This window comes from Saccharopolyspora elongata (assembly GCF_004348985.1).
Taxonomy (GTDB): domain Bacteria; phylum Actinomycetota; class Actinomycetes; order Mycobacteriales; family Pseudonocardiaceae; genus Saccharopolyspora; species Saccharopolyspora elongata.
On sequence record NZ_SMKW01000006.1, the window covers coordinates 135,234 to 153,316 of the forward strand.

The 18,083-nt window shown below is 70.5% G+C and carries 14 protein-coding genes and 1 pseudogene; 8 read left to right on the plus strand and 7 right to left on the minus strand.

Annotated features, from left to right (window positions below; all coding sequences use genetic code 11):
* Positions 1 to 20: 20 nt before the first annotated feature.
* Positions 21 to 1,447 (minus strand): annotated as a pseudogene (locus E1288_RS07280) (carotenoid oxygenase family protein).
* A gap of 153 nt (positions 1,448 to 1,600) precedes the next feature.
* Here E1288_RS07280 and E1288_RS07285 point away from each other — a divergent pair.
* Positions 1,601 to 2,359: a sulfite exporter TauE/SafE family protein gene (locus tag E1288_RS07285; protein WP_132482520.1), complete on the plus strand. Its 759-nt coding sequence runs from the start codon at positions 1,601 to 1,603 to the stop codon at positions 2,357 to 2,359.
* Between the two features lie 197 nt (positions 2,360 to 2,556).
* Here E1288_RS07285 and bcp read toward each other — a convergent pair whose 3' ends face one another.
* Positions 2,557 to 3,030, minus strand: coding sequence for a thioredoxin-dependent thiol peroxidase (gene bcp, locus E1288_RS07290; RefSeq protein ID WP_132482522.1), 474 nt, complete (start codon positions 3,028 to 3,030; stop codon positions 2,557 to 2,559).
* Positions 3,031 to 3,083: 53 nt separating this feature from the next.
* Positions 3,084 to 3,251, minus strand: a complete 168-nt coding sequence (locus E1288_RS46800) for a hypothetical protein (RefSeq protein ID WP_165968010.1) — start codon at positions 3,249 to 3,251, stop codon at positions 3,084 to 3,086.
* A gap of 185 nt (positions 3,252 to 3,436) precedes the next feature.
* Here E1288_RS46800 and E1288_RS07295 point away from each other — a divergent pair, with 185 nt between their 5' ends.
* The 3 genes from E1288_RS07295 (at position 3,437) to E1288_RS07305 (ending at position 6,437) form a co-directional block, all read left to right on the plus strand.
* On the plus strand, positions 3,437 to 5,170 hold the full coding sequence (locus tag E1288_RS07295) for a pyruvate dehydrogenase (protein ID WP_132482524.1): 1,734 nt from the start codon (positions 3,437 to 3,439) through the stop codon (positions 5,168 to 5,170).
* A gap of 226 nt (positions 5,171 to 5,396) precedes the next feature.
* The gene (locus tag E1288_RS07300) at positions 5,397 to 6,245 is read left to right on the plus strand and encodes a helix-turn-helix domain-containing protein (protein ID WP_235883396.1); all 849 of its coding nucleotides are present in this window, start codon (positions 5,397 to 5,399) and stop codon (positions 6,243 to 6,245) included.
* Entirely contained in the window at positions 6,246 to 6,437 is a 192-nt protein-coding gene (locus tag E1288_RS07305) for a DUF397 domain-containing protein (protein WP_132482528.1), read from the plus strand.
* A gap of 63 nt (positions 6,438 to 6,500) precedes the next feature.
* On the opposite strand, the gene E1288_RS07310 is transcribed toward E1288_RS07305, so the two are convergent.
* From E1288_RS07310 to E1288_RS07320, 3 genes are all read right to left on the minus strand, one after another.
* Positions 6,501 to 8,063 (minus strand): PH domain-containing protein, encoded by a 1,563-nt coding sequence (locus E1288_RS07310; RefSeq protein WP_132482530.1) that lies wholly within the window; start codon positions 8,061 to 8,063, stop codon positions 6,501 to 6,503.
* Positions 8,060 to 8,575, minus strand: a complete 516-nt coding sequence (locus tag E1288_RS07315; RefSeq protein ID WP_235883397.1) for a PH domain-containing protein — start codon at positions 8,573 to 8,575, stop codon at positions 8,060 to 8,062. Before E1288_RS07315 ends, E1288_RS07310 begins: the two co-directional genes overlap by 4 nt.
* A 125-nt stretch (positions 8,576 to 8,700) precedes the next feature.
* On the minus strand, positions 8,701 to 10,173 hold the full coding sequence (locus E1288_RS07320) for a glycosyltransferase family 39 protein (protein ID WP_132482534.1): 1,473 nt from the start codon (positions 10,171 to 10,173) through the stop codon (positions 8,701 to 8,703).
* Between the two features lie 196 nt (positions 10,174 to 10,369).
* On the opposite strand from E1288_RS07320, the gene E1288_RS07325 reads away from it, so the two are divergent.
* The 3 genes from E1288_RS07325 (at position 10,370) to E1288_RS07335 (ending at position 13,690) form a co-directional block, all read left to right on the plus strand.
* Positions 10,370 to 11,632, plus strand: a complete 1,263-nt coding sequence (locus E1288_RS07325; RefSeq protein WP_132482536.1) for a sensor histidine kinase — start codon at positions 10,370 to 10,372, stop codon at positions 11,630 to 11,632.
* Positions 11,625 to 12,284: a response regulator gene (locus tag E1288_RS07330; RefSeq protein WP_132482538.1), complete on the plus strand. Its 660-nt coding sequence runs from the start codon at positions 11,625 to 11,627 to the stop codon at positions 12,282 to 12,284. The genes E1288_RS07325 and E1288_RS07330 overlap by 8 nt, the downstream gene beginning before the upstream one ends.
* Positions 12,285 to 12,901: 617 nt before the next feature.
* On the plus strand, positions 12,902 to 13,690 hold the full coding sequence (locus E1288_RS07335; protein WP_132482540.1) for a S1 family peptidase: 789 nt from the start codon (positions 12,902 to 12,904) through the stop codon (positions 13,688 to 13,690).
* 96 nt (positions 13,691 to 13,786) lie between these two features.
* On the opposite strand, the gene ileS is transcribed toward E1288_RS07335, so the two are convergent.
* Positions 13,787 to 16,924, minus strand: a complete 3,138-nt coding sequence (ileS, locus tag E1288_RS07340; RefSeq protein WP_132482542.1) for an isoleucine--tRNA ligase — start codon at positions 16,922 to 16,924, stop codon at positions 13,787 to 13,789.
* A gap of 69 nt (positions 16,925 to 16,993) precedes the next feature.
* Between ileS and E1288_RS07345 the strand changes: the two genes are divergently transcribed.
* Positions 16,994 to 17,905, plus strand: a complete 912-nt coding sequence (locus tag E1288_RS07345; RefSeq protein ID WP_132482544.1) for a pseudouridine-5'-phosphate glycosidase — start codon at positions 16,994 to 16,996, stop codon at positions 17,903 to 17,905.
* The last annotated feature ends 178 nt before the right edge of the window (positions 17,906 to 18,083 follow it).

Consider the following 18,083-nt stretch of genomic DNA (forward strand, 5'->3'; position numbering starts at 1 on the left):
AGCACGAAATGCACACGGGGTCAGCTGCCCGTCGGGACCCAGTTGCCGTGGAAGCCGTTGGGGACCCGGTCCGGGAGCCGGACCTCGGCCACCGTCTCCAGGGTTTCCGCGTCCAGCAGGAGCAGGTCGCTGCGCTCCTCCGCCGCCGAAAAACGCAGGCCATCAAGACTCCGTCGTCCTCCGCCGCGTCCGGGGTCCTCGGCTCGAAGACGAACTCGCCGACCTGGTCGCCCTCGCCGAAGCTGCGGGTTTCCGTCTTCCCGGTCGTCATGTCGTGCTTGAGCAGGGTGTCGTCGCCGACCGCGTAGCCGTAGCGGTGGCGCTTGCCGACCAGCCGCTCGTCCACGCGCGGGAACTCCTGCAGGCGGTCGTCGAGGCGCTCCTCCCGGACCCGCCCGGACTTGAAGTCCACCGTCCAGCGGTCCAGCGTCGGGGCTCCCTCGGACGGGCCCTGCAGGTCCGCGTCGAAGACCTTCGCGTGCCGCACGATCTCCAGCACGAGGCCCGTTTCGGTCTCGTAGGCGTTCAGCGGGTGGAAGACGTAGCACGGCTCGACGTCGAACCAGCGGACGTCGCGCGCACCGCCGGAGCGCGGCATCACGCCGATCCGCGCCGGGTAGCGCGGGTTCCAGCGGTACGGGAACGACTGGTTCGCCGGGGTGAAGCGCGCCATCCGCGCCGTGATCGGGTCCGGCACCCGGACCCGGCCGATCAGCGCGGACACCACCAGCTGGGCCGGGCGGCGCAGCCACACCGGAACGGCGCCCTCGACCGCCTGGCGCGCGTCGAAGCTCACCGGCAGGTCGTAGAACACCACGTGGTTCTCGGTCAGCGAGAAGTCGTGCATCATCGGGCTGCCGGACACGGCCACGTCGACCGTGCGCCGGGCGCGCCCGTCCGCCCCGATCACCGAGTACTGCACCGTGTTGCCGCGGCCGAAGAAGTACGACACCGCGTGCAGTTCGCCGGTTTCCGGATCGCGCTTGGGGTGCGCGGTGTAGCCGCCCGGCAGCGTGCCGTCGAAGTCGCACGGGCCGACGGTGTCCAGCTCGTCGGTCAGCTCGTAGTTCGTCGCCCCGGCCTCGACCAGGGCGAGCGTGCGCCCGGCGTGGCCGATGATGTTGGTGTTCGCGCCGAGGACGTCGAGGCCGGCGCGGGGGTTGCGGGGGCGCGGCGGTTCGCCGAGCGCCTGGGTGACGGCGGGGGAGCGGACCCAGCGGTTGCGGTACCACTCGGCCTTCCCGTCGCGGAGCCGGATGCCGTGCACCATCCCGTCGCCCATGAACCAGTTGTAGGTGTCCGGGTCGATCTCGGAGATCGGGTTGGGGCCGTTGCGCAGGTAGCGGCCGTCGAGGTGGTCGGGGATCTCGCCGATGACGGGCAGGGCGGTGCAGGAGCGCTCCTGCCGGATCGGTGCGTAGTTGCCCTGCGTGAACGGGTTTTCCATGGTGAACACCCTCCTGCGAGGTTGTGTAACGCCGTTATGAAACGGTAACGGCGTTATCGAACAGGAGCAACGGCCGATCGGGGCCGGATCGCGGTGTGATGCCGCTCGCCCCGGTGTGAACTTGAGTCGTTCCAGAAGCTAACTTCAGCAGTCGTGTTCACGGATTGGCTCGAACTGGCGCTGCTCGTCGTCGTCGGCTTCCTGTCCGGCGCGATCAACGCCGTGGCCGGCGGCGGATCCCTGCTGGTCTTCCCGGCCCTGCTGGCGACCGGGATGTCGCCGCTGGTGGCCAACGTGACTAACTCGGTGGCGCAGGGGCCCGGATTCGTCGGAGCCGCGATCAGCCAGCGCAAGGACCTCACCGGCACGCCGCGGCGGGTGTGGCTGACCACGGTGGCCGCGGCCGTCGGATCGGCGCTGGGCTGCGTGCTGCTGATGGTCCTGCCGGGCAAGGTGTTCGACGCCGTGGTGCCCGCGCTGGTGGGGCTGTCCGCCGTGCTGATGGCATTCCAGAACACCATCCGCAAGTGGCTGGGCACGCCCGGCGAGGACGCCCCGGACCGCACCGTGCTGCTGACGGTGGGAATCTTCCTGGCTTCGATCTACGGCGGCTACTTCGGCGGCGCGCGCAGCGTCATCCTGATCGCGATCCTGGTGCTGGCCGCCACCGACACCATGCGGCGGCTCAACGCGCTGAAGAGCTGGCTGGGGATGATCGGCAGCGCCGTGACGCTGGTCGTCTACGCGCTGATCGCGCCGGTGGACTGGATCGCGGTGCTGATGCTGGTGCCCACCACGGTGCTCGGCGGCTTCATCGGCGGGAAGCTGGCCCAGAAGCTGCCGTCGAACCTGCTGCGCTACCTGGTGGTGGTGATCGCCGCCGGAGTGGCGATCTACATGGCCCTCGACTGACGGGTTCCAATTTTAGGCAAAATCGGAACCACCTGAGCCGTGGCGAGGCTCGCGTGGGCGCCGGGGAAGCTTCCCAATTTTAGGCAAAATCGGAAATCCCCGAGCCGTGGCGAGGCCCGTGTGGACGGGCGGGCTCCAATTTCAGGCGAAATCGGAGGGGGCTTCGGAGGGCACCGGCCGGGTCGGTGCCCAACGGATCAGACCCCGAGGTCCTTGCGGAGCCGGTCCACGTGGCCCGTCGCCTTCACGTTGTACAGCGCCTTGGCGATCTTGCCCTCCGGGTCCACCACGAAGGTCGACCGGATCACGCCCTGCACCGTCTTGCCGTAGTTCTGCTTCTCGCCGAACGCGCCCCACGCCGTCATCACGGACTTGTCCGCGTCCGCCAGCAGCGGGAAGGTCAGGCCCTCCTCGTCGCGGAACTTCGCCAGCTTCGCCGGCTGGTCCGGGGAGATCCCGAGGACGTCGAAGCCCGCGTCGTTGAGCACCGCCAGGCTGTCCCGGAAGTCGCAGGCCTCCTTGGTGCAGCCGGGCGTGCTCGCCGCCGGGTAGAAGTAGACCACCACGGACCGGCCGCGGTAGTCGCCCAGGGACACGGTGTTGCCGTCGGCGTCCTGCAGCGCGAATTCGGGTGCCTTGTCGCCGGTCGAGAGTCGATTCTGTTCGCTCATGCTCCCGACGCTATCCGATGCTCCCGACCGGCTCGTGGCCGGTGAAGCGACCATCACTCGCGGGCGAGCTCGCCGGTCGCCGGGGTCAGCTGCGAGACCTGGGTGATCTGCGGCCCGGCCGGCGTCTGATCCGCTGTCGCGAGAAACCCGCCGACGAGCAGTCCGGCGACCGCAGAGGCGGTCAGGGCCAGCGCGCAGGTGGTGTACAGGCGGATGGACACCGCGATTTCCTTCCGGTGGCAGGGGATTGGCGACGATGGAACGTCGACGTGATGCTGATCGACTTCGCCGCCCGGTTCGTTACCGATGTCCCCCGTACGGGTTATCGGCGGTTTCGAGTTGCAGGTCGCGGGCACCCCGCGTAGACGGGTGGGTGGCCCGCTCCACCGACCGCCGGAGGATCACCATGCCCACCGTCGCCGACCAGTTCATCGAAGTGCTCGTGCAAGCAGGCGTCCGCCGGATCTACGGCATCGTCGGGGACAGCCTCAACCCGGTGGTCGATGCGGTTCGCCGCACCGACGGCATCGAGTGGGTGCACGTGCGCCACGAGGAGACCGCGGCGTTCGCGGCCAGCGCCGAGGCGCAGCTGACCGGGCGGCTGGCGGTGTGCGCGGGCAGTTGCGGGCCGGGCAACCTGCACCTGATCAACGGCCTGTTCGACGCGCACCGCAGCGGCGCCCCGGTGCTGGCGCTCGCCTCGCACATCCCGTCCGAGCAGATCGGGACCGGGTTCTTCCAGGAAACCCATCCCGAGGAGCTGTTCAACGAGTGCAGCCACTTCTGCGAGCTGCTCTCGCAGCCCGAGCAGATGCCGCGCCTGCTGCGCACCGCGATCCAGACCGCGTCCGGCCGGCGCGGGGTCTCGGTGCTGGTGCTGCCGGGCGACGTCGCGCAGAAGTCGGCCGCCCGGCCCACCGGCCGCGGCATCGTCGAGTGCGAGCCGCCCGTCGTGGTGCCGTCGGAGGACCAGGTGGCCGCGCTCGCGGAGAAGCTGAACGCCGCCCAGCGGCCGATGTTGTTCTGCGGTTCGGGGACTCGCGGCGCGCACCGGGAGGTCATGGAGCTCGCCGGGCGGCTGAACGCGCCGGTCGGGCATGCGCTGCGGGGCAAGGAATGGATCCAGTACGACAACCCCTTCGACGTCGGGATGAGCGGGCTGCTCGGCTACGGCGCCTGCTACGACGCGATGCACCGCGCGGACCTGGTCGTGCTGCTGGGCACCGACTTCCCGTACGACAACTTCCTGCCGCAGGCCAACACCGTGCAGGTGGACATCGAACCCGCGCACCTGGGGCGGCGCACGGTCCTGGACCTGGCCGTGCACGGCGACGTCGGGGAGACCATCCGCGCCGTGCTGCCGCGCGTTTCGCAGAAGGCGGACCGGTCCTTCCTGGACCGGATGCTGCGCGAGCACGCAGGCCAGCTGGAGCGCGTCGTCGACGCCTACACGCGGAACGTCGAGACGCAGGTGCCGATCCACCCGGAGTACGTCGCCGACGTCCTCGACGACCTCGCCGCCGACGACGCCGTGTTCACAGTGGACACCGGGATGTGCAACGTGTGGGCGGCCCGCTACATCACGCCGAACGGCCGGCGGCGGGTGCTCGGCTCCTTCGTGCACGGTTCGATGGCCAACGCGCTGCCGCAGGCCATCGGGGCGCAGATCGCCGATCCGGGGCGCCAGGTGATCTCGATGTCCGGCGATGGCGGGCTGTCCATGCTGCTCGGCGACCTGCTGACGCTGCGCACCCACCGGTTGCCGGTGAAGGTCGTGGTCTTCAACAACTCCTCGCTGGGCATGGTGAAGCTGGAGATGCTGGTCGACGGGCTGCCCGACTTCGGCACCGACCACGACCACGTCGACTTCGCCGCGCTGGCCGCGGCCGCCGGGATGCACTCGGTGCGGGTGGAGAAGCCCGGCGAGGTGCGCGACGCGCTGGCCGACGCGTTGGGCCGGCCGGGTCCGGCGCTGGTGGACGTGGTGACCGATCCCAACGCGCTGTCGATCCCGCCGCGCATCACCGGTGACCAGGTGAAGGGGTTCGCGCTCGCAGTCAGCCGCACGGTCCTCTCCGGCGGAGTGGGCAAGATGGTGCAGCTCGCGCGCAGCAACCTGCGCAACGTGCCGCGGCCGTAGGCCGCCGTTTCGCGACCGAGCGGCGCCCCGTCCTGCGAGCCAGGGCGGGGCGCCGCCGTGTTCGCGCCGCGCGGTTTCGCTTGCCCGCCACGGCGAACGTGAGCCCGGCAAGCCGCAATTCGGGTGACGCCCATTCGGCGCAATCCCTGGAATATGCCGGTAACCCTTCTGTCGTAAGGGTGATGGGGTGGTGACGCAATGTGGGGTTGCGTGGAGTATGGGGATCATGACAGTCAGTCCCACGGTGCGGCGTCGTCGTCTCGCCGCCGAATTGCGGCGGCTGCGGGCGCAGGCCGAGGTCACCCAGCAGCAGGCCGCCACCCACCTCGGTTGCACGCAGGCGAAGATCGGGCGCTTCGAAACCGCGAAGCGGTCGCCTTCGGTCGGTGATGTCTCGGCATTGCTGGACTTCTACGGGGTGGACGGGGCCGAGCGGGATCAGCTGATCAACCTGGCGCGAGATGCCAGGAAGCGCGGATGGTGGCATTCGTACAGCGATGTCCTGCCGGAGTGGTACGAGACCTATGTGGGGCTCGAAGCCGAAGCTTCGTCAATTGACACGTACGAGTCCGAGGCCATTCCCGGACTGCTCCAAACGCGTGAATACGCCTATGCGCTGACCAAGGCCACGCTCATTCGGGCGGATGATTCGGAAATTACTCGAAGAGTAGATCTCCGAATACAGCGCCAGCAGCGGGTCGTCGGGGCGAACCCGCTGGAGCTGTGGGCGGTCGTCGGGGAAGCGGCGTTGCGCCGGTGCGTCGGTGGCAACGGCGTGTTGCGCCGCCAGCTGGAACACGTGCTCAAGCTGGTGGAAATGCCGCACGTGACGCTGCAGGTGATGCCGTTGGACGCGGGTGCCCATCCCGCCCAGGCCGGTCCGTTCGTCATCCTGCGCTACTCGAATAACGTCGATCCGGACGTGGTTTATCTGGAAACACATGTGGGCGGGCTTTACCTCGAAAGGGAGATCGAGCTATCGAACTACGTGATGATGATGGACCATTTACGCGCGCATGCGGTAGACCCTGAGGGTTCCGTGAAACTCCTCCAACAACGTATAGGAGAGCTGTAGATGTCAAGCATCACCGACTGGCGCACCAGCACCCGCACCCAGGGGCAGGGCCAGTGCGTCGAAGTCGGCTTCGGTTCCGACCACGTCGGAGTTCGCGACACCAAGAATCGCGCCGCCGGTCAGCTCACCGTTGCGGTGCAGCGCTGGCACGAGTTCGTGCGCGGCCTGAAGCACGGTTGCTTCGACTCCTGACCAGCAGTGGCTCCGCTCCCGGGGAAGAGCGGAGCCACCATCACCGAACCGGTTCCCGGCAGGTCAGCCCCGTTGCAGGAACGGCGCGAGCAGACCCGGGACCGCCTCTTCCGCCAGCCGCAGCCCCGTCTCGGTGCTCACGTCCGGCACCTCGTAGACGCTGTTCCCGGCCGCTGTCGTCGCGCCGATGGTCAACAGGTCCGAGCGCCGCTGGAACACGGTCCTCCTGATGCGCCAGCCGATGATCCCCTCTCGCTGCAGCGCGACGGTGCGGCGAATCCCGGTGCCGGAGCGGGCGATCAGGTAGCGATCGGTGATCGCGTGACCGAGGTTGCGGTAGGCGTCCAGCGCGAAACCGATCGCCACCGCGACCGCGACCACCCCCACGGCCACGGTCGCCGCGACCGGCAACCAGCCGATCACCGCCGCCGCCACGGCCGCCGCGATGAACGGGACGGCCGAAACGAGCGCCCAGGTGATGCGCCGCCGCAGCGCGGCGCGCGGGTGCCGGTGCAGTTCGCCGCCGAAGGGCGTTTCCCTTTCCCGCAGGACCTCGGCGGCCACCCGGTGCGTCTCCGCGCGGGGAGCCGGCGGCAGCAGCGTCTTGTTGTCCGGCTGGTGTTCTTCCTGCTTCTGGTTCAGCCCGGTGGCCACGGCGTGCAGCCGCGCACCGCGGGCCCAGCGCAGCAGCAGCGGCTCCGCCAGCTCGACGCCGCGCAGGCGGCGTTCCTCCAGCGAGACCGACCGCGTGGTGAGCAGCCCGCGCTTCACCCGCAGCGTGTCGCCCCGTTCCCGGGTCAGCCGGAAGCCCCACCACATCTCCACGGACAGCGCGATGGCGCCGAGCACGCCGACGACCAGGGCGATGGCGGCCCCGACCCCGATGACCAGCCACAGCGACGTCGCCTGCACGGCCTGCCCGAGGCTTTCGAAGACGCCGAACGACTTCAGCAGGTCCTTGAACGACCCGATGCCCGAGGCGATCGCGCCCCAGACGATCAGCATGAACGACAGGGTCAGCGCGGAGAAGCGGAACCACGTTGGGTTGAGGCGGGCGAGCGTGGCCTCGCCGACCTCGGTGCTCGCCGTGGTGCTGCCGCCTCCGGTGCTCGCCGCGATGCTCGGCATGGTGACCGGCTCGCGGTAAGCCACGGTGTCCGAAGTGGACGAACTGCCGAAGAGCAGTTCCTGGCGCAGGGATTCGGCGTGGTGGCGCGAGATCGCGTCGAGCTTGAGCTCGCTGGCGTCGCTGGCCTGACCGCCGGTGCCCACCTTCACCGTGGTGATGCCGAACAGCCGGCGGCCCGGGTCCGCCGTGAGGTCGACGCTGCGGATCCGCTCACGCGGGATCCAGCGGTGGTTCCGGGTCAGGACGCCGTGGCGCAGCTCGAAGCGCTCGTCGGTGATCCGGTACCAGGTGAGCCACCACTCCGCCGCGCTGAACCCGGCGATCAGCACCGCGCCGCCGATCCAGATCAGCGCGGTGACCAGCAGGGTCGTGGGCTCGGCGTCCGACAGGAACATGATCCCCGCGGTCGGCACCAGCGGCGCCAGCACCAGGACCGCGGCGGCCGCGACGGTCTTCGGGTCCAGGCGCCGCCACTGCCCGTCGATGACGCTGCTCATGTGGCATCTCCCGGGGTGGCCTGCGTGGTGGCCGTCAGGTGCTCGACGAGCGAAGCGGCGACGTCCCGGTCGAGGCCGGCGATCGTCAGCGGGCCGGCGGCGGACGCCGTGGTGACCGTGACGCTGGACAGCTTGAACAGCTGCTGCAGCGGGCCCCGCACGGTGTCCACCGTCTGGATCCGGGACATCGGCGCGATGCGCCATTCCTGGCTCAGCCAGCCCTCGGCCGTGTAGACGGCGTCCTCGGTGGTTTCCCAGCGGTGCACGCGGTACCGCCATTGCGGCATCACCAGCACGTAGGGCACGCCGAGCACGGCGACCACGACGAGCGAGAGCAGCAGCCAGAACCGCGCGGGCGGGATGAACACCGCCGTGACCGCCAGCGCGATCAGCAGCGGGGCGACGAGAACCAGGGCCTGCGTCGCCCACCAGCCGATGGCGCGGCGCTCGACCCGGTTGCGCGGTGGCCGGAGCCGGAGCCCGGCGGAGTTCGTGTTCGTTCGGGCGGCCACTGTCGGCCCCTCTCTGTTTCGCCTTGCTGTGGCCATTCTCGCAGCGTGCATCCCCGCGGCCGGACGGTTCCCGGTTTCCCGGCGCGCCGGGGCCGGGCCGGGGGACCGGTTCGGTGTCGGCCGGTTCACAGCGACTTGACCTCCGGCCAGATCTCCGTCCACGCGGCGAGTTTCCCGGTGCAGAGCCAGATCGGGATCTGGCCGCCGCCCACCTGGCGGACGTCGGAGAACCGCGTCCGCAGCGCGGTCGGGTCGCCGACCAGGAGCACGGTTTCGATCTGCTCGGTCGGCGGCGGGAAGTAGCCGTAGCCGCGGTGCGGGCTGTAGACCTCGGGCAATTCGTGTTGCGCCCTACCGACTTCGACCATCGAGGCCACGACGTAGCTGTCGGCGAGGATCGCGGTGCGCTGCTGCTGCTCCGGCGGCAGCGCGGCATACGCGGCCGCCGAGTCGCGGGCCAGCGAATCCGCCGCCGGCACCCCGAACATCGAGCTCATGGCCGTGGACGCGAACAGCATGTAGCCCGCCGCCGCGGCCGACAGCGCGAAGGCCGGCCAAGCCGTCCAGCCGAACCGGGTACGCCGGGATTCCCGGCGGCGCTGGAAGGCGACGGCTCCCGCGGCCAGCGACACGCCGTAGAGGCCGATCAGGTAGTACGGACGCGCGGCGGTCGCGACGAAGAACACGTACAGCAGCACGGTGGTGACGGCGAAGAACCGGTACGACCGCAGCTCGGGAGAGCGCATGAGCCGCCACAGGCCGACGAGGAACAGCGCAACACCGGCGACACCGGCGTAGAGCACGAGGCTCACGGCGGTACCGCTGCGGCCACCGGAGAGCATCGGCGACTCGGCCGCGACGATCGCGCCCATCTGGAGCTGCGGCCAGCCGTTGAACGCCTGCCAGAGCACCGTCGGCAGGGCGATCAGCGCCGCGATGCCGACGCCGCCCCAGAACATCGGGCGGCGCAGGATGTCCCGCGGGCCGACCAGGAGCACGCTGACCAGCAGGGCCACGCACAGGATCGCGACCTGGAACTTCATCTGCATGTTGATGCCGAGCAGCACGCCGAACAGCAGCAGCAGTCGATCGTCCGGGCGACCCAGGTCGCGCAGCCGGACCCAGCGCACCAAGCACCACGTGAGCGCGAGCCACAACAGCGGTTCGAAGGTGTAGGGCGTGACCCAGTGCCCGACCAGCGCGGTCCACAGCCCGGTGGCCCCGGCCGCGCCGGCCAGCGCCTGGGCCCGCCGGTCGCCGCCGAACTCGCGGGCGAGCAGCGCGGTCAGCACGACGATCGCGGCGGTCGCGAGCACCGCGGGCAGCCGCAGCACCGGCATCATCCCCGGGGCGAGCCAGTCCATCGCCGCCGCGATCAGCGGCGCCAGCGGAGGCTGGTCGACGTAGCCCCAGTCCGGGTGGTACTTCCCGGCCGCGAGCATGTAGGCCTCGTCGATCCAGAATCCGCCGAACGAGCTGAAGGCCAGGTGGGCGGCGGCGACGAGGCCGGCGATGGTGAACACCGGGCCCTTCGCCAGCGGTGGCAGCTCGGCGCGGGTCGGCGGTGGTTGTTGCGGGCTGAGCAGCTGGGCGCTCATCGACTTCCCCCAGGTCTCGACTGGACTGTGCCTCCATTGAAACCGGGTTGATCATCTTGCCGACACTGCGCTTCGTAGCGGTTCGGGCGACCGAAAGTTGCGGCTCCGGGAGGCCGGTGCAACTTTCGTCTACGCCTGCCCGTCGCGAGTGGGTTCTTCGCCGGTTCCGAACATCCGGTTAACTACCGTGTTCCACGTGAAGCGCCCGTTGTGGCGGCTGTTGTGGAACTCCAAGCGGGAGGCCGCGTTCGACGTGTGCCTCGTGATCGGGTTGCACCTGCTCGGCCGCGTTCTCGAAGCCCTCTACCCGTCGGAGACGCCGCCCGAGGTGTACGACTGGATCGGCGGGCTGTGGGTGAACAACCTGCTGATGACCCTGCTGGACATCACGTTGCTGGCCCGGCGGCGTTTCCCGGTGGCCATCATGGCCGTGACCACGGTGCTCTCGTTCGCGCAGGTGCTGCTGATCGAGTTCGGCCCCGGCCCGCTGCTGGCGATCAACCAGCACGACGACCCGTGGGTCCCGGGCCTGACACCGTGGGTCGTCTACGCCGTCGCGGCCTACACCGAGGGCCGCACCAGGCGGTTCCTCGCCTGGGACATGGTCGCCATCGTCACCGTGATCGCGATCCGGCCGTGGGATCCGAACTTCCGGGACCTCTTGGTCGTCTCGGTGTTGTGGACGATCTTCCCGGCCGTCCTGGGGCTCTACATCGGCGCGCGTCGCCGGCTGGTGAAGGCGTTGCGGGAACGCGTCGAGCGGGCCGAGTACGAGCAGGAGCTGCTCGCCGAGCAGGCCCGGGCGGACGAGCGGACGCGGCTGGCCACCGAGATGCACGACGTGGTCACGCACCGGGTCAGCCTCATGGTGCTGCAGGCCGGCGCGCTGGGGGTGGCGGCCAAGGACCCGGAGATCAGGCAGGCCGCCGAGGAGCTGCGCACCAGCGGCTGCGAAGCGCTAGAGGAGCTGCGGGATCTCGTCGGCGTGCTGCGGCGCGGCTCCGTCGAGGACGAGGGCCTGCCCGCCTCGGCCCCGCCGACCGAGGTGCCGGACCTGTCGGAGCTGATCGGGCGGTCCGAGGCGGTCGGGGTGCCCGTCGAGTTCACTGTGGACGGTGATCCGACGATGGTCTCGTCGGCGGTCGGCCGGACCGCCTACCGCGTGGTGCAGGAGGCGCTGACGAACGTCCACAAGCACGCGTTCGGCTCGCGGGTGAGCGTGCACGTGATCTACAGCGACGACCGGCTGCGGCTGGTCATCCGCAACACCGAGCCGCCGGTCCGCGCCGCGGCGGACCTGGCGGGCAGCGGCTCGGGATCAGGCCTGCTCGGGTTGCAGCAGCGGGTGGAGCTGGTCGGCGGGACGTTCCACGCCCGGGCCGGCGGCGACGGTGGCTTCGAGGTGGATGTGATACTCCCTGCGTACGTGCCCACGGGGGAGGCGGTCGGCGATGAGTGATCCGATCCGGGTCGTCGTGGTGGACGACGAGCCGATGGTCTGCGCGCACCTGCGCACCATCCTCGGTTCGGCCGAGGACATCGAGGTCGTCGACGACGCGCAGGACGGCGCGGCAGCCGTCGAGTGCGTGGTGCGGCACCGGCCGCACGTGGTGCTGATGGACCTGCGGATGCCGGGCGTGGACGGGCTGACCGGGATCGAGCGGATCTGCAAGCTGCCCGATCCGCCCGCCGTGGTGGCGCTGACGACCTTCGACGCCGACAAGTACGTGCTGCGCGCGCTGCGGGCCGGGGCGGCGGGATTCCTGGTCAAGTCGACGCCGCCGGAGGACCTGATCGGCCTGGTGCGGGTCGCCGCCGACGGGCACACCGTGCTCTCCCAGGAGGCGAAGAAGCGGCTGCTCGCGGCGTCGGGCGAGGAGCAGAGCAGCCGGCAGCGGGCGGTGGAGCTGGTGCGCGACCTGACCGATCGCGAGATCGAGGTGCTCACCTGCCTGGGGCAGGGGCTGTCCAACGCGCAGATCGCCGAGCGGCTGTTCCTGTCGGAGGCGACGGTGAAGAGCTACGTGTCGCGGATGCTGGTGAAGCTGTCCTGCGCGAACCGGCTCCAGGCCGGGCTGCTCGCCTACGACGCGGGCCTGGTGCCGAGGTAGGCCGTCCGAGGTGGTTGGGGGCGTTACGCCGACAGGTTTAACGATCAACCGATCGGGCTCCCCCGATTGGCTCTGGAATATTCCATCGGAAAAAAGGTAAACCAGACGTGGCACGTTCCGATCGAGGCGGTCGGGGCCTCGGAGCGAGCCAGCCGTCGGTTCGGGGATCGACGGCGACACCGGTCGGAGGGGTCCGGCCGAGGTTGGGGTGTCCCCGGTGCAAATCGGGGTGCACCGGGGACATTTCCATGCGCGCCAGGACGATTCGTGCTCCCGGCGCCGGAAATGCCGAGTCTTGCGAGGAATTCGCGAACCGTTCGCCTGTCGGCTGATGGGCGTTCGCGCTAGCCGGCCTGCGGTGCGTGCCGAATCCGCCCTGATGGCAACGAAAAGTAGCCAAGCCGGTTGACGAGCACCGCCCCTTGATGTAGGACGATTGGTTTCCGATTGTGGAAAGTGGTTGCGCGGACTGGTTAAAACGGCAAATACGGAGGCTTTCCCGGTACGGGGGGCGCCGATATCGTTCCGATCAAGTTCGTCGCTGTGCGTAACGGTTCGGCGGAAGGCAGGCCGCCGAGGCGAATTCGCCAGCGACCATCGGGACAAGGAGTGCAACCATGGTCGATGCCCCACGTCGCCTGGCCCGGCTCGCCGGAGTCGCCGCGATCGCCGTCGCCGGTCTGACGACGGCTTCCGTCGCGCAAGCCCAGCCGTCGGACGTCAGCCCGTTCATCGTCGGCGGCGAAGACGCCAACATCGCCGACCACCCGTTCACCGTCGCGCTGGTGACCCCGGACGGTCAGCAGTTCTGCGGCGGCTCGCTGGTCGCCCCGGACAAGGTCCTCACCGCCGCGCACTGCACCGTCGGCTCGCAGCCGACGGACATCAACGTGGTCAGCGGCCGCACCGTGATCAGCTCGGACGAGGGCACCGTCTCGAAGGTGACCAACGTCTGGGTGCACCCCGAGTACCAGGACGCCGCGCAGGGCTTCGACGTCTCGGTCCTCACCCTCGAGGCCCCGGTGCAGGAGGCGCCGATCGAGCTGGCCACGGCCGACGACCCGGGCTACGCGCCGGACAGCCAGGCGACGATCCTGGGCTGGGGCAACACCACCGAGGGCGGCCAGCAGGCCGACAACCTGCAGAAGGCCACCGTGCCGGTCGTCTCCGACGAGACCTGCAGCGGCGCGTACGGCGAGTACAACAAGGACGCCATGGTGTGCGCCGGCGTGCCGGAAGGCGGCGTGGACACCTGCCAGGGCGACTCGGGCGGCCCGATGGTCGTGGACAACAAGCTGATCGGCGTCACGTCGTGGGGCGAGGGCTGCGCCCGCCCGGGCAAGCCGGGCGTGTACGCCCGCGTCGGTGCCTACCACGACGACATCGCGGCGCAGATCGGTTCCTGACCCCGATCCCGTGAGCGGTGACGGCCGCCCTCGAGGCCCGTCACCCCTCACGACCAGCAGTGGACGAGCCGTGGGCGGTGCGCCGCCCACGGCTCGCTACTCGGGATCGGCCTTGCGCAGCCAGACCGACAGGCCGAGCTCGGCGTCGGAGTGCTCGGCGAAATCCCCGGCGGGAGCGGGGGTTTCGCCGATTTCGACGGCCAGCACTGCGGCGGCGATCTCCCCGGCATGGGCCTGCAGCGCCTCGCGCAGCTCGCCGGTCGCCCGCCAGCGCAACGCGATCCGGTCGGTGATGTCGAGCCCGTCCCGCTTGCGGCAGTCCTGCACGAAGCGGATCGCCTCGCGGGCCAGCCCCGCGCGCCTGAGCTCCGGCGTGATCGCGGTGTCCAGCGCGATGGTCACCTCGCGCTGCGATTCCACCACCCAGCCGGTGCGCGGCACCTCGCTGATGATCACGTCGTCGCCGGTGACCGGTTCGGCCTGCCCCTCGACCTCGATCGTCGCCCGGCCCGTCGCGCGCAGCTCCCGGGCCAGCTCGCCCGGATCGGCGGCGCCGACGGCCGCCGCGGCCTGCTGCGTGCGGTTGCCGAACCGCCTGCCCAGGGCGCGGAAGTTCGGCTTCACCGACACGTCCAGCACCTCACCGGCGCCGCCGAGCGGCTCGATGTGCCGCACGTTGAGCTCGTCGGCCAGGTCGGCGAGCAGCTCCGCCGGCAGCGCGGCGCTGACCAGCGCGCGGCCCAGCGGCTGGCGCACCTTGATGCCGCTGCTCTTGCGCGCCGCGCGGCCCGCCTCGGCCAGCCGGCGCTCGACGTCCACTTCGGACAGCAGGACGTCGTCGACCAGCGCGGGATCCGGTTCCGGCCAGGTGGCGAGGTGCACCGATTCCGGCGCGCCCGGCCGGCCCGGGCGGACGACGTCCTGCCACACCTGCTCGGTGATGAACGGCACGAACGGCGCGAGCAGCCTGGTCAGCACGTCCAGGCAGTCGTACAGGGTGCGCAGGGCGTTGCGGTCGCCGTCCCAGAAGCGCTGCCGCGAGCGGCGGACGTACCAGTTCGACAGGTCATCGACGAACTCCGCCAGCGCCCGCCCGGCGCCCGCGGTGTCGTAATCCTCCAGCCGCGCGTCGACCTCGTCGGCCAGCCGGTTGACCCGCGCGAGCACCCAGCGGTCCAGGGCCGGGCGCCCGGCTGGCGGATCGGCGTCCGCCGGGATCCAGTCGACGAGCGAGGCGTAGCGGCTGAAGAACGACGCGGTGTTCCAGTACGTCATGAGCACCTTGCGGACGATCTCCTGCAGCGGCCCGTGTCCCACCCGCCGCGCCGACCAGGGCGAACCCGTGCAGAGCATGAACCACCGCAGGGCGTCGGCGCCGTGCGCCTCCATCAGCGGCAGCGGTTCCAGCACGTTGCCGAGGTGTTTGCTCATCTTCCGGCCGTCCTCGGCCATGATATGCCCCAGGCACACGACGTTCTCGTACGCGGAGCGGTCGAACAGCAGCGTGCCGACCGCCATCAGGGTGTAGAACCAGCCGCGGGTCTGGTCGATCGCCTCGCAGATGTACTGCGCCGGATAGGTCCTCGCCAGCTCCGCGACGCTGCCGGGCGCGTGCGGATAACCGAGCTGCGCGAAGGGCATCGAGCCCGAGTCGAACCACGCGTCGACGACCTCGGGAACCCGCGCCGCGGAGCGCCGGCAGGCCGGGCAGGGGAACTCGATCTCGTCCAGGTAGGGGCGGTGCGGGTCGAGGTCCGCGAAGTCCTGGCCGGTCAGCCCGCCGAGCTCGGCGCGGGAACCGATCGCCGTGACGTGACCCTCCGGGCACCGCCACAGCGGCAGCGGCGTGCCCCAGTAGCGGCTGCGCGACAGCGCCCAGTCGACGTTGTTGTCCAGCCAGTTCCCGTAGCGGCCGTGCTTGACGTTCGGCGGGAACCAGTTCGTGCGCTCGTTCTCCCGCTGCAGCGCTTCCCGGATCGCCGTGGTGCGGATGTACCAGGCCAGCTGCGCGTAGTACATCAGCGGCGTGTGGCAGCGCCAGCAGTGCGGGTACGGGTGCTCGAAAGTGCTGTAGCGGAACAGCAGATCCCGGTGCTGGAGGTCTTCGACCAGCACCGCGTCGGCCTCCTTGAAGAACATCCCGCCGACCAGCGGGACCTCGGCGGCGAACCGGCCGTCGCCGCCGACCGGGTTCACCACCGGCAGGTCGTTCTCGCGGCAGACGGCCAGGTCGTCGGCGCCGAAGGCGGGCGCCTGGTGCACCAGGCCGGTGCCGTCCTCCGTGGACACGTACTCGGCGAGCACCACGCGGTGCGCGTCCGGGATGTCGACCAGGTCGAACGGCCGCCGGTACCGCAGCCCGGCCAGCTCGGTGCCCCGCAGCGTCGCGAGCACCTCGCCGTCCGCGCCCAGCACCGCCTCGACCAGCGGCGCGGCCACCACGAAGGTGCCGCGCACGGTGCGCACCACCTGGTAGTCGACCTCCGGGTGCACCGCGACCGCGGTGTTGGACACCAGCGTCCACGGCGTGGTCGTCCAGATCAGCAGGTCGGCGTTCCGGTGCCCGGCGACCGGGCCGTCGACCGGGAACCGCACGTAGGCCGAGGGGTCGTGCACGTTCTCGTAGCCCTGCGCCACCTCGTGGTCGGACAGCGTCGTCTCGTCGCGCGGGCAGTACGGCGCCACCCGGTAGTCCTCGACCAGCAGCCCCGCGTCGAAGATCTGCTTCAGCGCCCACCACGCGCTGTCCACGTAGCCCGGCGACATCGTCCAGTAGGCCTCGGACAGGTCGATCCAGTAGCCCATCCGCCGCGTCACGGCCTCGAACTCGCCGACGTAGCGCTGCACCGACTCCCGGCAGCGGGCGTTGAACTCGGCGATGCCGATGCGCTCGATGTCCCGCTTGCCGCTGATGCCGAGCTCCTTCTCGACGGCCAGCTCCACCGGCAGCCCGTGGCAGTCCCAGCCCGCGCGGCGCGGCACGGAGCAGCCCTTCATCGTCTTGAACCGCGGGAAGACGTCCTTGAACGCCCGCGCCTCGACGTGGTGCGTGCCGGGCGTCCCGTTCGCCGTCGGCGGACCCTCGTAGAACACCCAGCGCGGACCGCCGGCGGACTGAGCGAGGCTGCGCTCGAACACCTCGCGGTCGCGCCACCACTCGATGATGCGCCGCTCCATTGCGGGCAGTTCGATCGAGGGCTCGACCGGCCGAAACGGCGTTTCAGGCTGCTGCATCCCTATATGCTCACACCTTCCCCGGCCGCGGACCGGGGGAAAGCTCCCGCGAGACGGCTGGAGGGTGCGATGTCGCTGCCGGTGGTGTCCGACGAGGTCCGGCGGGCCGTCGCCGAGGGGCGGCCGGTCGTGGCGCTGGAATCGACGATCATCACCCACGGGCTGCCGCGCCCGGACAACGGCGAGGTGGCGCGGGCCGCCGAGCGGCAGATCCGCGAGGCCGGGGTGGTGCCCGCGACGATCGGCGTCGTCGACGGAGTCGCGACGGTCGGCCTGACCGGCGCGCAGCTCGACCGGCTGGCCGGCGACCGCGCAGCGGCTAAGGCGAGCGTTCGGGACCTGCCCGTCGCGGCGGCGAAGCGCCGCAACGCCGGGACCACCGTCGCGGCGACGTCGTTCCTGGCGCACCGCGCGGGTATCCGCGTGTTCGCCACCGGCGGGCTCGGCGGGGTGCACCACGGCGCGGCGACGAGCTTCGACGAGTCGGCCGACCTGGTGACCCTGGCCGCCACGCCGCTGGTCGTGGTCAGCGCCGGGGTGAAGTCCATTTTGGACGTCGCAGCAACGCTGGAACGGCTGGAGACGCTGAACATCCCGGTGCTCGGCTACCGGACGTCGCGCTTCCCGGGCTTCTACGTCGCCGATTCCGGCCACGAGATCGAGTACTCGGCCGACACGCCGGAAGAGGTCGCGGCGGCGGTGGCGGCCAGGGATGAGCTGGGCCTGCGCTCGGCGGTCCTGGTGGCCAACCCGGTTCCGGCGGACGAGCAGCTCGACCCGGCCCTGCACGACCGGGCGCTGGCCGAGGCGTGGGAGGAAGCCCGGCGGCAGGGCGTCGGCGGCCACGACATCACGCCGTTCCTGCTCGACCGGATCCGCAGCGCCACCGGCGGGCGCAGCCTGGCGGTCAACATCGCGGTCTACCGGAACAACATCGAGCTGGCCACCGCGATCGCCACCGCCCTCGCCGAGGCCTCGTAGGGGAGGCGGCGGTTTCGCGCGAAACCGCCATCCCGCTCCCGCGCCGCCTGCCGCGGGCCGGGTGCCCTCGGCGGGCGGGATGTTCCGGAGTCCGAAAGTGCTCGCAGGCCCGCCGGAGCAGCGCAGTTGGGTCGCTTGGACGAGCTGCGCGGTCCCGGCTCGCCCGCTGTACTGTTCA